The organism is Psychrobacter sp. AOP31-B2-9, assembly GCF_052378005.1.
GTDB lineage: Bacteria > Pseudomonadota > Gammaproteobacteria > Pseudomonadales > Moraxellaceae > Psychrobacter.
Map to the genome: position 1 here is coordinate 1 of NZ_JBQSXG010000002.1, position 14,690 is coordinate 14,690.

Below are 14,690 nucleotides of genomic sequence, written 5' to 3' on the forward strand. Positions count from 1 at the left end.
GTATATAGCGTTAGACTCTACGCTAGCATGAATTTTGTCCATTACACCCTATATAAGAAATAATAGACATAAAAAATCCCAGTCACCGTATGATGACTGGGATTTTTTATGGAAATAACTTTTTCGCTGTTAAGATGCTTAACCCTTCTCGGTCAGCAGTTTAATACCCAAACCAAAAAATATTATGCCGCTAATCTTGTTTAATAAAGTTTCGATAGACGGTTTTTCACGCAGGCTTTTGCTAAAGCGTGACGATAACAGCGACAGACAAGAAAACCAGATAAAACCAGTGATAGCAAAGGTAATGCCCAACATCAAAAATGACAACATGCCATAAGCATAGCTAGAGTCAATAAACTGGGGAAGAAAGGCTAGGAAAAATAGCGCGACCTTCGGATTAAACACGTTGGTTAATACGCCTTGTTTATAAGTTTTCCAGCCTTCTTTATTCTGATTGCTGGCAATACTTTGGTCGCTAGCTAAGCTATTTGCTATCGAGCTTGAGTTTTTGCTTAGCAGCATTTTTAGACCCAAATAGCACAAGTAAGCCGCCCCAATGTATTTAACGATCATAAATGCCATTGGTGAGCTGGCGAGCAATACTGATAATCCTAAGGATGCCAATAGCGTATGTACCAAAATACCTGAGGTAATGCCTAGTACAGAGTGAAACCCAGCGGTCTGTCCTTGTGAGACACTACGAGTAATAATATAGATACTGTCAGTGCCTGGCGTTAGGTTTAATAAAATCGCCGCTAAGATAAACCCTAGATAATTTTCGATACCAAACATTGCAATCACTTCCCTTTAGTCACGCTAAGCCTCATCATTTATCGTATGTGGCTGCACTTTATAAACACGCTTATTAGATCGATAGTAACGAGTATTAGATAAGTTGGCAATAGCGCTATTAGCAGTATGCTAGCAGCTATTAATAATAAGCTAACGACAGCGGAATAGAGGGTGTTAAGAAACCAATAGACATAAAAAATCCCAGTCACCGTATGATGACTGGGATTTTTTATTGTTCGCTTATTAGTCTAACCTGATGCTAAGCAAAAGTGCTAATAAGTGACGCCGAATAGTGGCGTCCCCAGGGGGATTCGAACCCCCGTTACCGCCGTGAAAGGGCGGTGTCCTAGGCCTCTAGACGATGGGGACGCATAGAGTGTCATAACTAAGGGTTACAACGGTACTTCACAATATCAGATGGCTTATTATAAATAAGCATTGCCTAGGTGCTGATATCGTACTTTAGCGAGTATTGATAATGTAGCATCTGTTGATGTTAATCTTTGCTATAAATAGCATGGTGGAGCTAAACGGAGTCGAACCGTTGACCCCTTGCATGCCATGCAAGTGCTCTACCAACTGAGCTATAGCCCCTCGCTAAGAGTGTGCGTATTTTATGTAAGAGCGGCAGCCTTGTCAACTACTATTTTTAAAATAATTGGTTTTTTTCATATAAAGATAATGATTTAACCATTTTTAGGCCATTTATAGTCTAAATTGAGGACAGGCCCTAATCTTATTCTATTGTTTTATGATGAATATAAGCTGATAGTGAGCCAAAAAGAGGCAGAAAAATATCACGGCTATACAAGATAACCGTAATATTAAAACCAGCTTAATAGCGTTATTTGTTCCACAGCCCTTTGATAGCTTCCCACTGTTGAGAGAGTAAATGGTTACTGGGTTTATCGTCTTTATTACTTGTTGAGTCAGATGGCGGCAGGACATGCTCATAGTAAGTGTTTTTGAGGAGATGACGTAATATGCTTTCGCCAATAAAGCCTTTACCATCATTGAGCGTGTTCGCCGCTCTCAGTAAGTGACGGATATCATATTGTGAAGGATCAATATCGGGCACTTGTTTTTTGACATCAAGTAATGAGTAAACAGCAATACGAGCCGTGCGAACAGAGCTTTCGACGGTAAACACCACGTCATTATTGGTTTCGACGAACTGTCCTACCAGTCCTAAATTGGTACAGCCTTTGGGTACAATATCAGGGCGATCGCCTTTGGCTCTAGGCATAAACATTGAGGTAATATAAGGCATATATGCCGTTTTGACGATGGTATTGTCTATGACATTATCGCTCTCACTACTGATTCCCAAATGATAACAAAGCTCGCTTAAAATCTCGCTACCCGTACATTTAGGCATAGGTTTTTTAACATGATTGCCCTCTTTATCCATCAGTAAACTGTATACCCAAAGCACTAAAGTGTCTTTTGGCTGATCAGGGAAATGTGGTTGGCGGTTACAAGTAAAGCTCATGAGCCAGTTTGAATCCGTAAAGGTAATGATGCCACCTGTGGCTGTTTTACCAGAGTAGGGGTCATTAACCGACAAGGTTTTAAGCTTATTCGTCAGCGCTGAAGGCTTGCAGGTCAATGTCGCTGACATCCAAGAAGACTGATCGACATGAGTATTGAATTTTTCAGGATGCCCAAAGACTGTAGATTTTTTTGCTAAGTTATTCCAAAGTTGCCAACCAGATGATTGACCCATGGTGTCTTTATTGAAGTCTAATTTTGGTGAGGTCTCGTTATCGCCATAACGGGTGTCTTCAGTCATGGAGCCTGTGGTAACAATGACAAAATCTTTATCCGTTATTGAGATGTTGGCAGGTTTGCCAGCTGTTTGAGCGATAATCGTGCGAACTTGTTTTTTAGCAGTGTCATCAGCGGTACCATCAACATCAACATCAACATCAACATCAACATCAATGTCTAAGTCGGTCACTAGCGTGTCGTATTGAAAGTTGACGCCTTTTTCGATCAAGTAGTTACGTAATGGTAGGACGAAACCATCGTACTGGTTGTATTTTGGGAATACCAGCGCAGACATATCATGCAGACCATCTAAGTCCTGCAAAAACCGATGCATGTAAAGCTTTAATTCTAGCAAGCTATGCCAGTTTTCAAAGGCAAACATAGTCCGCCAAAACGTCCAAAAGTTACTATTAAGAAAACGCTCACTAAAGTAATCTTCAACAGTCAGATCATCCAAGGTTTCTTTACGTTTTAGTAGTAGTCGGATGATTGCTAGCTGGTCTGCTTTAGCCAAGCCAAAATAGCTAAAATCTTTTATCTCACCCTGATTATGTAGTAAACGAGCAATAGAATAGTTGGGGTCATCGTCGTTGACAATGCGATACTCATCTAACGTACTGTATGGCTCAGGCATTTCAAGTGCGGGTATGTCTTGAAATAAATCCCAAAAATTCTCGTAAGTAAACTCCATCTCGCGACCACCGCGAACCATATAACCGCTTTCTGCTGTACCTTTGCCGTCTAGCGAACCACCCGCTATGTCTAACTTCTCTAACAAAGTGATGTTTTCTGCAGGAACTTTGCCATCTCTGATACTGTAGTAGGCACTTGCTAGCCCTGCGATACCACTACCCACAATGTATACTTTACTGTCTTGATAGGCGTCAGTCGGTCTGCCGATATTGCGCTGATAGTTACCGATTTTGTCCGCGAAAGGTAGGCTTTGCGAGGGGCTGTTATGAAAATAAGTGCTACTAGCATCAGGCTGATGTGTAAAGCTATTGGTTTTATTATTGTGATTATTAAATGCTAAGTCTTCATTAAGGTTATTTTGGTTATCACTCATTGTTTATCTCCATTATGGATTAAATAAAATGAATTATTACTTGATGACAACTTAATAATACGCCTAATGGCTACCTTCTAACACTACAGTTTTAGACTATAGTATTCACATTTTTTATCAGATTGATTTTATGAGCAATTTTAATGTTTTTGATGTGCGATGCCTGAATATCGCTAGATTTGGTGGCATCGCATTCATCGAATCATATGTATGAGCACTAATTACCGTGATGAGTACTAACTAGCGCGGGTTTTGCTTGAGAGCGATTTCTTTGATGGCTTTGTCGGTAAAAAACTCTTCTTCGCTGCCATCAGAAAATAGGATTACACAGCACTCAGTAGGGACATACTGTCCGCCTTTTTCTCTGACGGTTCTGACACCTTTGAAGCCAGTGATTTCAAACGCATTTAATTTACCTAGGTTATGCTTGGTATAGCCACAGTAAGTGGTGTATATCCATTTTAAATCGTCAAAATCTTGGCCTGTTGTCAGGGTGAGTTTTGCGTCAAAAAGCTCTTTTACGATCGCATCATAGTATTTCTGTGCTTCTTTTAGGGTATTAAAGACATAATCTTTGCTTTCTATCGTGACGGTTTTGGCGGCCATTTTGACTCCAATTAAGAGGTTTAATCGTATGAGAGTAGTGATGTTGATTAAGAATAAAAAAGGGTCAGAACTGGCCTGACCCTTCTAAATATGACAAGTTTAGCTCATTGGTTATTTAGCAGATAAGTCATTCAGCTTTTAAACTATTCAGCAGCCAAAAAATCCGGTAACTCAGCCGCTTGTTTCTCTAGCTTTTTCAGTTTCTTTTTGCCAAGGCCACCTAATACATCAACCGCATGACGCAAGCGAGTCAGCGTCATGTCAGCACCGATAATTGCCATAGAGTTCATGACTGGCGTCGATGAGGTGCTACCAGCGATAGCGATAAAGAACGGCGCCATAAAGTCGCGCATCTTAATATCGAGGTGAGCGGCCAGACCTTTTAGCGTGGCATAGATGTTTTCTTCTGACCACGTTGGTAGCACTTCAAGCTTCCAAAGCGCGAACTGCAGCATCTCGATGATTTGCTCAGGTGTGAGCGTTTTATGCGTAAAGCTCTCAGCAGTGATATCAGGTAGGTTCTGGAAGTAGAAACCACCCCAATTAACTGCATCAGACAGTAACTCAATACGTGGCTGAATCGCTGCTGCGATAGCCGTTAACTTATCGCTGTTGCTGGCCCATTCTAGGATTTTATTTTTTAGTTGCTCAGGCGTGAGTGCACGTAGCCATTCGCTATTTAGCCAGTTGAGCTTTTCGATATCGAAGATAGGACCGCCGAGCGACACACGCTGAATATCAAAGCTGGCAATCATCTCATCTAGAGTGAATTGCTCAGCATCATTAGGCATCGAGTAGCCCATACGGCCGAGGTAGTTGAGCAGCGCTTCAGGCAACACGCCTGCATCACGATAGTAGGTGATAGAGGTTGGGTTTTTACGCTTAGACAGCTTTGATTTGTCAGGGTTACGCAGCAATGGCATATGGCAAAGGGTAGGCATCTCCCAACCAAAATATTCATACAGCAGTTGATGCTTAGGTGCAGAGTTTAGCCATTCTTCGCCGCGCATAACGTGGGTGATTTCCATCAAGTGGTCATCGACGACGTTGGCCAGATGATAAGTAGGCATGCCATCAGTTTTGAGCAGCACTTGCATGTCTACCTGTGCCCAAGGAATCTCAACCGTACCGCGCAGCATGTCATGTACTTGGCAAATGCCTTCGGTTGGTACATGCATACGAATGACGTATGGTTTGCCATCGGCGACCATTTTGTCTGACTCTTCACGTGATAAGTTGGCATAACGGCCATCGTAACGAGGGGTCTCGCCATTGGCCATTTGTGCCGCACGCATCGCATCTAGCTCTTCGCTGGTACAAAAACAGCGGAAGGCATGACCACTATCTAGCAGCTGCTCAGCATGTTTTTTGTAGATATCGCCGCGTTCGCTTTGACGATAAGGGGCATGTGGACCACCGATGTCTGGACCTTCGCTCCAATCGAGGCCTACCCAACGCAGCGCATCCAAAATCATTTGTTCAGATTGCTCGGTTGAGCGCGTTTGGTCAGTGTCTTCGATACGCAAAATAAACTCGCCGCCATTCGCTTTAGCAAAGGCTAAATTAAATAGTGCAATATAAGCTGTGCCTACATGAGGAAAGCCAGTTGGTGAAGGCGCGATACGAGTACGAATAGGGCGCGTTGATGCTTGGGTCGATGGTTGCGTCATAAGAATCTCAGAGTGTGTTTATTGATAAATGTATTGGTTAACGAGTCTAGCAATGAAAGAGGGTAATAAAAAACCGCAATGATAAATATATATGACAAATATGAATGAAATATTTGCAAAAATACAGATGAAACAATAGCTGTCAAAGCCAAAAAATAGCGTAAAATATAGCGCTAGTATAACAGAGAGATGGGATATTTTTAATGAAAAGCCCGTCTAGCGCTTGACTACAGATATATCCTTGCGATAATAATGCTAGGCAAGACATAACTTGTTTATTTTCATCTGATTTTTTACTATTACTGGCCAATATGGTCGCCATCTACTGAGTCGTTTGTGTCACTATTAAATAATAAGCCAGAAAAAAAGCCACTATCTAACGTAAATCATTCTGAAACTGCTGACGATACCCACTCTGATGAATTAAGTTTTGTTCATGATGCCGTACTTTTACCAGAGACAGTCGCGGCAGTGTTGGGTGTCAAATCCCTGCCTAAGCAAACAGGCAGCGAGGGTAAAGGCAGTGATGATAAAAGCAATAACGACCAAAATAGCTTGAAGGTAAGCGGTATCTATGTCGACGCCACCTTTGGGCGCGGTGGTCATAGCAGGTTATTATTAAGTCAACTTGCCGATGATGCGCAGCTGATTGTTTTTGATAAAGATCCGACAGCCATTAGCGTGGCTCAAGAACTGGCAAGTACTGATCGCCGCGTAAAAGTGGTTCATGACAGCTTTGCGACACTGACGGACAGCTTAGCTGCGATGGGCATTACTGAGGTGGACGGGCTAATGGCGGATTTGGGTATTTCCTCACCGCAAATCGATGATGGCAGTCGTGGCTTTAGTTTTATGCGTGATGGCGCGGTCGATATGCGCATGGATACCAGTCGTGGACAGTCAGTCGCCCAGTGGCTAGAAACAGTCGATGATGAAACGTTGGCCAATGTGCTTTATGAGTTTGGTGAGGAGCGTCATAGCCGCCGTATCGCCCGTGCCATCAAACAGATGGACAGTTATGAGTCGACGCTTGAGTTGGCAGAGGTTATCAAAGTTGCGCATCCGAACTGGCAGCGTGGCAAACATCCAGCGACCCAAAGTTTTCAGGCCATGCGAATTTTTATTAATAATGAGCTTGGTGATGTTGATGCCTTTTTGGAGCAAAGCATTCCTATTTTAAAGTCAGGCGGACAGCTAGCCGTGATTAGTTTTCATTCGTTAGAAGATCGCCGTATCAAGCAGTTTTTGCAGCGGCATAGTAAAGGTCAGTATCCAGAAGACGAAAACCTACCGATGCCGCCCAATCGCCCGCGTTATTTTAGTAAACCAAAACGCGTCGGTCCAAGCAAAGCAGAAACCAGTCAAAACCCACGCTCGCGTAGTGCGTGGTTGCGACTGGCAACACGTACAGATGTCGATTACCTACCTGTTACTGAGCAATAACTCTTACTTAAGTGATAAGTACTAGGACATGTGTTGTTTCTAGCACGTGACGGGTTGTCTTAATGCTTACGCAGCTGTTAAAAAGCTGTAAACATTATCTGATAGGCTCGGCAATTGCTTTCTTGTTTGTTTACATTTTGATGGTGCTGACGGCTAATGAGTTTTTATCACTCATAGACGATTATCGCTTTTTACATTTTGAAGTTCACTTTTTGAGATCGTCATGGCAATATCTGACAAACCGACAAACCGTCGCGCTGCATCATCTTATAACCCCGATATCGGCGAATTGTTTGTGCGCCGATTTAATGTGGTTAGCATTTATGTGGTGGTGCTCTTGCTGCTAGCAGCGGCGATTATATGGAGCGGTATCAAAACTGCCGAAGGCGTCCAGCAATACCATCAGGATTATAAAACCTTGCAAGACATGAAAAAGCAAGAGCGCAAGCTTCAAGTTGAACACCAACGTTTACTCATTGAGCAACAGACGTTTAGTGCGACCCCGCAAATCGCCAGTCGGGCAGTATCTGAGTTAGGTATGTTTTCACCGACGCTCAAAGACAAACTCATTATTCAACCAGGTGCATCGACTGCGCTAGTGCCAGTTGTTGACGAGCCAGATGTAGATGACGCCACTGATAGTTCAGATGTATATGAATCAGATGCAGATACGTCGCCTAGTTCTGGCTCAGAGGAGGCAGGACAATGAGTGATAAAAAATCCAATGCACCAAAAGGCAAGGGCACTGCGAAAACGCCTAGAAAAAAACCTGCTAGTGGCAAAGTCACCAAACCATTGCGTCCTGCAAGTGCGGCTAAATCTGGGCAAACCAGCAGTAAGGCTGAACGTAAAGGATCTGGCAACCGTAAAGCCAAGTTATTTGATCGTCTAAAAAAGAATGATACAGAAGGTGCTTATACCAGCGTTAAAAACCAAAAAAGCAAAAGAGGGTTTTTGGGCAAGGCGTCAGGGGCTTCTTCGCGTGGTGGCTTCGATCAGGATAAAAACCGTTTTCGTACTATTTGGGCTATTGCACTTATTATATTAGGCTTACTGATCGCACGAGCTTACTATTTACAAGTCGCTAATGCGCAGTTCTATCAAGATAAAGGCGATGAGCTCATTACCAGCACACGCACACAAAAATCCTATCGTGGCATGATTACAGATCGTAATAACTTACCGTTAGCTGTCAGTGCACCACTAGCAACCGTTTCTTTCAGCCCACATGATTATGCTCGCGAATATTATGAGCTCAAGCGTATTATTCTGACCAATCCTGATAGTCCACAACTGATTGCTCGTATGCAAAAGCGCTTAGATGGTATGGATTTAACCAAACTGGCTGCGGCAGCGAATATTTCAGTCAGTAAGCTAGAAAAAGTCACTGCAATCGATGACAGTATAGATGTTACCGATGAAGCAGCGGTTAAGGCTGTACTGCCGTCTGGTCCGGGATCGCATTATCTACCACTATTGAACAAAGTCACGCCTGAGATTGCTCAGAGTGTCAGTTCGCTTGATTTTCCTGGTGTCTATGAAAAAAGCTTCTTTCAGCGTTATTACCCGCAGCCACAACCGAACTCGCAATTGCTTGGATTTATGGGCCAAAACGCCAATGACCCTGATGGTGGCTATGAAGGTCGTGCTGGAATCGAACGTCAGTACGAGAAAGAGCTGGCGGGCGAGGATGGTCAAGTATTGGTACTAAAAGATGCCAAACAGAACAGCCTGAAAGAGATCAAACAAATTGAGCCAGAAGTTCCTGGCAAAGACGTGGCATTGACTATTGATTCGCGTCTTCAGTACTTACTCTATAAAGAACTAGAAAAAGCAGGGCGCTTACAGAGGGCACGTTGGTCGACAGGGATGATCGTCGATGTACAAACGGGTGAGGTACTTGCATTATCGACCTGGCCATCATTTAACTCAAATAATTTGAATGAGATGACCGGTGAAAATCAGCGTAATAGAGCAGTATTGGATGTCTTTGAGCCTGGCTCAGTCATGAAGCCATTTACGGTTGCTGCTGCTTTAGATTCTGGCAAGTATACGTCTACTTCTTTAATTGATACCAATCCTGGATCTATTCGTGTGCGTGGCTATACTATTCGTGACCATAATAACTTAGGCATGATTAATTTGGCTACGTTGTTGCAGAAATCTAGTAACGTCGCTTCTACTAAGATTGCGTTGTCGTTACCAGCTGATGCTATCAGCAATATGCAAAGGCAGTTTGGCTTTGGTGAAAAGACACCACTTCAATTCCCTGGTGAGGGCAAAGGTATGGTTGTCACACCAAAAGAAAAAGAAACGGCAAGGCGTGCAACTGTCAGTTATGGCTATGGTCTACAAGTAACTGTGGCACAGATAGCGCAAGCATACTCAGCATTGGCTGCAGGTGGGGTGATGCATCCTTTGACATTAATCAAAGATGATAAGGCGCAGCCAAGCAAACGTATCATGGAGCATGAACAAGCGATGTCGATTGTTCAAATGCTGGAAAGTGTCACTGAGCAAGGTGGTACGGCAAAAGCCGCCGCTATCGACGGTTATCGTGTCGCGGGTAAAACAGGAACGTCGCGTCGTATCAATCCAGACGGTGGTTACTATAGCGATCAATATCGTAACGTCTTTGCTGGTATAGCACCTGCGTCCAATCCAAGGCTCGTCGGCGTGATGCTGATCGAAGATCCACGTGGTCAGATTTATGCTGGTTTGACAGTCGCTCCAGTCTTTCATAATGTTATGAAAGAGGCACTACGCCTATATAATGTACCATTGGATAAGCCGTTAAAAACTGAAAATTGATGATCTTAGATGTTGGTTCATGAATGTTTTTTAATATTTAACCTTTAACTCTTTAATTTGTTTTAACCGTTTAGGATTTGCCGATGACTATCTTATCGCCCAACAATACGACTGTTACCTTGCAACAGCTGATTCAATCTAGTGACAGTGGCAAACATGGTTTACAACAGTTATCAATGGCGATAGTAGCGGCATCTAAAGCACATATAGCGATTCAAGATACATCTAACCATACGGACATGGCGATCAACACCCCATTTCAGCAGTTTCGTCTAGATAGTCGTCAGTTAGAGACAGGTGATGTATTTGTTTTATTAAAAAGCCAGACTGAAAATGATCAAAAAAGTCGTGATTACCTATATCAAGCCGCTAAAAATGCGGCTTTTATCCTATCAGAAATAGACCCTGTCATATTACTCGCTATGATTGATGACCCTAGCGAGCAGCAGTCATTAGCGGCGTTAAAGTGTCCAGTGCTATATGTCCCGAATATCCGTGATTTTTTAGGTGATTTGATTCAAGCGCGTTTGCAGTATCAGCAACCAGTCGATTTACCCGATGTCGTTGCGGTAACGGGTACCAATGGCAAAACCACGATCAGTCAATTGGTAGCACAATTAACACAGCTGACGGGCATGAGTAGTGCCGTGATGGGGACAGCAGGTAATGGTCGACTTGGTGCGCTGCAACAAGCCAGTCATACCACTGGTGACGCCTTGGCTGTTCAGCAATTTTTATATCAAATGGGTTTAGAGAACGCTGAGATATTGGCCTTGGAAGCCAGCTCGCACGGGTTAGATCAGCAGCGCTTGCAAGGCATGCCCGTGTCTGTGGCGATTTATACCAATTTGAGTCGCGACCATTTAGATTATCATGCTGATATGGCAGAATATGCAGCGGCAAAGGCCAAGCTTTTTGATAGCAAACATTTCCCTGATTTGACCCATGCCATTATTAATATCGATGATGAGTATGTGCAGGTGATGATCGATACAGCAAATGCCAGCGGTCTAACGGTCTGGACTTATAGTTTAGATCCATCAAAAGCAGCAACTTTTGTAGCGACTGAAATCAAACCGAGCTTACAAGGTGTTGAAGTTTGTTTGTGTGCTGATTTTGGTGGTGAACGCCAGAGCCGTACACATATTATCAGTCCATTATTGGGACGTTTTAATGTGGCAAACTTGCTTGCTGCTATTGGTGCTGTGGTTGCTTTAGGAACTGATTTGGATCGTATTGCCACAGTGGTACCGAAGTTGCAAGGTGCGGTGGGTCGTATGCAGCGAGTGCCTTCGAATGATGGCTGTTTTATCGTGGATTATGCGCACACGCCTGACGCGCTCAGCCAAGTACTAGCCAGTTTAAAAACGCATTGCAAAGGCCAGTTGTGGGCCGTGTTTGGCTGTGGTGGCGACCGTGATACAGGCAAGCGCCCATTGATGGCACAAGCAGGACTATCAGGTGCAGACCGTGTCATATTGACAGCGGACAACCCACGTACAGAAGATCCCAGTGCGATTTTGCAAGATATGCAAGCAGGAATGAGTACAGAACAATATCAGCGAACCCATATCGAACCTGCTCGTCAAGCAGCAATTGAATATGCCGTCTGTCATGCAGCGGCTGACGATATCGTCGTTATCGCTGGTAAAGGTCATGAAACCTATCAAGAAATAAACCATATTCGTTATGATTTTGATGACAGTGTTGTATTGCGGCAAACACTAGAGCAAGCCGGACGAGCATAGCAAGTTGGCATATGTCTCAATATTTTTGACGGCCTCATCAGTATCTGAAGATTTGATTTTTATAAAAACTAAGTAGTCATCATATAAGGTAATCACTATGACAGCCGACGACGATAATACCATTCAGGCGCAAGGGCTGTATGTCTGGCAAGTGGATAATCTACTTGCCGCGACAGCATCGCTTGATGGTCATTGGCAGCTATCACCAGAAAAAATAAGCGCAGGGCAGACAGTGCTATCAAAAGATGCGGTCAGTAGTAACCGTATTGCCACTGATACCCGGACGATAAAAGCAGGTGATATATTTTTAGCGCTCAGCGGTGATAACTTTGATGGCCATGATTATATTAATTTGGCTGCATCAAAAGGTGCAGTGGCTGCTATCGTGTCGCGGCCTATCACTATCACTGATCCAAATAATATTCCACAGCTAGTAGTAAGTGACACTCGTCTCGCGTTAGGGCAGTTGGCTGCCTATCGTCGTCAGCAGCATACCGACCTCACTGTGATTGCGATTACAGGATCTAGCGGTAAGACCACCTGCAAGGAGATGCTTGGTAGTATCTTTGGCAGATTGGCACCAACCTTGATTACCCGTGGTAATTTAAACAATGATTTGGGTGTGCCGATGATGCTCCTTGAGTTATCTGATCATCATCGTTATGCCATCTTAGAGTTGGGCGCTAACCATATTGGTGAGATTGCTTATACAACTGAGATTGTTCAGCCTGATGTGGCTTGTATCCTAAATATCGGTACTGCGCATTTGGGTGAGTTTGGTAGCCGTGAAGGTATCTGCCAGACCAAAGCAGAGATTTATAGCACATTAACCGATACTCAGTTTGCTATCGTGCCTGATAAAGATGACTTTGCCAATCAATTGCGCCGTATCGCGGAGACGCATACCTCACATGTGATTGGTTTTGGTAATACGGATGTGAGTGCGAGCCATTTAGATGTCGAGCCCGAACGTAGTGAGTTTAAGCTACATATTGGTAACCAAGTACAGGATATCACTTTGCCGCTAGCAGGAGAGCATAATGTCAATAATGCTTTGGCAGCTGCAGCATGCGCTCATGCCTTAAATATCGCGGTAGACGATATTGTCATTGGGCTTGAAAATGCCCGTCCAGCCAAAGGTCGTTTGAACAGTCAGCTGCTCGGCATGCATCGATTGATTGATGACACTTATAATGCCAACCCGCATTCAGTCCGTGCAGCTGCCAAAGTGTTGGCAGCGCAAACAGGGACGCAAGTCATGGTTTTAGGTGATATTGCTGAATTGGGTGATGCGGCAGTTAGCGAACATCAAAGTTTGGGACGTACGATAGCGACCACGGGTATTGATGCTTTACTGTGTGTGGGTGAGTATGCGCCTTATACTGTAGCAGGTGCAAAAGAGATTTCTGATATCAGTGCCCATGCATTCGCTGATAAAGACAGTTTGTTACAGTATTTACAGCCGTATTTACAAGCGCAACAGGCTCAGCCTTGTACTGTGTTGTTTAAAGGCTCTCGTTCCATGCAGATGGAAACACTTATCAATGCGCTAGTCGAGGAGTAGGCGGTGTTAGTTTGGTTGTTTGGCTGGCTTGGCCAGTATTATACGCCGTTTTCTGCGGTTTCTTCGTTGACGCTACGGGCGTTACTTGCGGTTGTGACCGCGCTTGCCTTTAGTATGATGTTTGGTGGGCCGGTCATTCGGCATCTACGAGCATTGAAATACGGTCAAGCCATTCGTAATGATGGTCCACAATCACATTTGGCCAAAACTGGTACTCCGACCATGGGTGGGGTATTAATTTTGAGCGCGATTGGCGTGTCGACACTGCTATGGGCGCGTTTAAATAACCCCTATGTGTGGATTTTACTCGTGGTCATGGTGATCTTCGGTGCGGTTGGCTGGGCAGATGATTGGCTAAAGATTAAATATAAAGATCCCAAAGGTCTCATCGCGCGCAAAAAATATTTTTGGTTATCGATGGGCGCTCTATTCGTTGGAGGGTCTTTATACTACATAGCCACGCTACAGCCAGATATCAATACCACGCGTGAGATGCAGGATTTGTTGATTCCTATCTTTAAAGATTGGGTGATTCCGTTTTCGGCAGTGCCATTTGGTATTGGCTTTATCATCTTTACTTATTTTGTGATTAATGGCGCATCCAATGCTGTCAACTTGACCGATGGTTTGGATGGTTTGGCTATTTTGCCAGTGGTGTTGGTAGCAGCGGGTTTGGGTGCCATGGCCTATGTTTCAGGTGATGTACGCTTTGCTGATTATTTGCATGTGCCTTATATCGCTTATAACTCTGAAGTGATTATCGTCTGCGGCTCGATGGTTGGGGCAGGGCTGGGTTTCTTATGGTTTAATGCTCATCCGGCGCAAGTGTTTATGGGCGATGTGGGTGCGCTTGCTCTCGGCGCGATGCTGGGTACGATTGCGGTGATGACTCGCCAAGAAATCGCTTTTGCCATTATGGGCGGTCTGTTTGTCGCTGAAGCATTGTCTGTCATGCTACAAGTTGGCTCGTATAAGCTGCGCAAAAAACGCGTCTTTCGTATGGCGCCACTGCATCATCATTTTGAAGAAATTGGCTGGAAAGAAACCCAAGTGGTCACAAGGTTCTGGATTATCGCTATTATCCTCGTGATTTTGGGACTCATGACCTTGAAGCTACGTTAAGACAGTCGTTACGATTGGTAGAAGTTGATATCTTTCATTTAAAAGCCACTTCAAATACATTTGAGGTGGCTTTTTTATGAGCTGCTTTGTCGCATGTC

10 protein-coding genes and 2 tRNA genes are annotated in these 14,690 nt (G+C 44.0%); 6 read left to right on the forward strand and 6 right to left on the reverse strand.

Going from position 1 to position 14,690, the window contains the following annotated elements; all coding sequences use genetic code 11:
• Positions 1–138: 138 nt before the first annotated feature.
• The 6 genes from ACT3SX_RS00415 to gltX all read right to left on the reverse strand — a co-directional run bounded on the left by ACT3SX_RS00415 (position 139) and on the right by gltX (position 5,904).
• Complete coding sequence (locus ACT3SX_RS00415; protein ID WP_192519321.1) at positions 139–792, reverse strand: LysE family translocator; 654 nt, start codon at positions 790–792, stop codon at positions 139–141.
• Positions 793–1,085: 293 nt separating this feature from the next.
• Positions 1,086–1,161: transfer RNA gene (locus ACT3SX_RS00420), tRNA-Glu, on the reverse strand.
• A 149-nt stretch (positions 1,162–1,310) separates the two neighbouring features.
• Positions 1,311–1,386 (reverse strand) — tRNA-Ala (locus ACT3SX_RS00425).
• Positions 1,387–1,636: 250 nt separating this feature from the next.
• The gene (locus tag ACT3SX_RS00430; RefSeq protein ID WP_442069472.1) at positions 1,637–3,628 is read right to left on the reverse strand and encodes an oleate hydratase; all 1,992 of its coding nucleotides are present in this window, start codon (positions 3,626–3,628) and stop codon (positions 1,637–1,639) included.
• A 240-nt stretch (positions 3,629–3,868) separates the two neighbouring features.
• Positions 3,869–4,234 (reverse strand): hypothetical protein, encoded by a 366-nt coding sequence (locus ACT3SX_RS00435; RefSeq protein ID WP_192519323.1) that lies wholly within the window; start codon positions 4,232–4,234, stop codon positions 3,869–3,871.
• Positions 4,235–4,377: 143 nt separating this feature from the next.
• Positions 4,378–5,904, reverse strand: coding sequence for a glutamate--tRNA ligase (gltX, locus tag ACT3SX_RS00440; protein ID WP_192519324.1), 1,527 nt, complete (start codon positions 5,902–5,904; stop codon positions 4,378–4,380).
• 336 nt (positions 5,905–6,240) lie between these two features.
• Here gltX and rsmH point away from each other — a divergent pair, with 336 nt between their 5' ends.
• The 6 genes from rsmH (at position 6,241) to mraY (ending at position 14,592) form a co-directional block, all read left to right on the forward strand.
• On the forward strand, positions 6,241–7,347 hold the full coding sequence (gene rsmH / locus ACT3SX_RS00445) for a 16S rRNA (cytosine(1402)-N(4))-methyltransferase RsmH (protein WP_192519325.1): 1,107 nt from the start codon (positions 6,241–6,243) through the stop codon (positions 7,345–7,347).
• Between the two features lie 223 nt (positions 7,348–7,570).
• Positions 7,571–8,056: a cell division protein FtsL gene (ftsL, locus tag ACT3SX_RS00450; RefSeq protein WP_192519326.1), complete on the forward strand. Its 486-nt coding sequence runs from the start codon at positions 7,571–7,573 to the stop codon at positions 8,054–8,056.
• On the forward strand, positions 8,053–10,158 hold the full coding sequence (locus ACT3SX_RS00455) for a peptidoglycan D,D-transpeptidase FtsI family protein (RefSeq protein WP_192519327.1): 2,106 nt from the start codon (positions 8,053–8,055) through the stop codon (positions 10,156–10,158). The genes ftsL and ACT3SX_RS00455 overlap by 4 nt, the downstream gene beginning before the upstream one ends.
• Positions 10,159–10,241: 83 nt before the next feature.
• Positions 10,242–11,906 carry a UDP-N-acetylmuramoyl-L-alanyl-D-glutamate--2,6-diaminopimelate ligase gene (locus ACT3SX_RS00460; protein WP_192519328.1) on the forward strand — a complete coding sequence of 555 codons (1,665 nt, stop codon included), beginning with the start codon at positions 10,242–10,244 and terminating at the stop codon, positions 11,904–11,906.
• A gap of 97 nt (positions 11,907–12,003) precedes the next feature.
• Complete coding sequence (locus ACT3SX_RS00465; protein ID WP_192519329.1) at positions 12,004–13,470, forward strand: UDP-N-acetylmuramoyl-tripeptide--D-alanyl-D-alanine ligase; 1,467 nt, start codon at positions 12,004–12,006, stop codon at positions 13,468–13,470.
• 3 nt (positions 13,471–13,473) lie between these two features.
• Positions 13,474–14,592, forward strand: a complete 1,119-nt coding sequence (gene mraY / locus ACT3SX_RS00470) for a phospho-N-acetylmuramoyl-pentapeptide-transferase (RefSeq protein WP_192519330.1) — start codon at positions 13,474–13,476, stop codon at positions 14,590–14,592.
• Positions 14,593–14,690 lie beyond the last annotated feature (98 nt).

Coding starts and splice junctions, on each gene's coding strand:
- gltX (WP_192519324.1), bottom strand. CDS start 5,904: ATGACGCAACCATCGACCCAAGCATCAACGCGCCCTATTCGTACTCGT.
- ACT3SX_RS00415 (WP_192519321.1), bottom strand. CDS start 792: ATGTTTGGTATCGAAAATTATCTAGGGTTTATCTTAGCGGCGATTTTA.
- ACT3SX_RS00465 (WP_192519329.1), top strand. CDS start 12,004: ATGACAGCCGACGACGATAATACCATTCAGGCGCAAGGGCTGTATGTC.
- ftsL (WP_192519326.1), top strand. CDS start 7,571: ATGGCAATATCTGACAAACCGACAAACCGTCGCGCTGCATCATCTTAT.
- ACT3SX_RS00455 (WP_192519327.1), top strand. CDS start 8,053: ATGAGTGATAAAAAATCCAATGCACCAAAAGGCAAGGGCACTGCGAAA.
- ACT3SX_RS00460 (WP_192519328.1), top strand. CDS start 10,242: ATGACTATCTTATCGCCCAACAATACGACTGTTACCTTGCAACAGCTG.
- ACT3SX_RS00430 (WP_442069472.1), bottom strand. CDS start 3,628: ATGAGTGATAACCAAAATAACCTTAATGAAGACTTAGCATTTAATAAT.
- ACT3SX_RS00435 (WP_192519323.1), bottom strand. CDS start 4,234: ATGGCCGCCAAAACCGTCACGATAGAAAGCAAAGATTATGTCTTTAAT.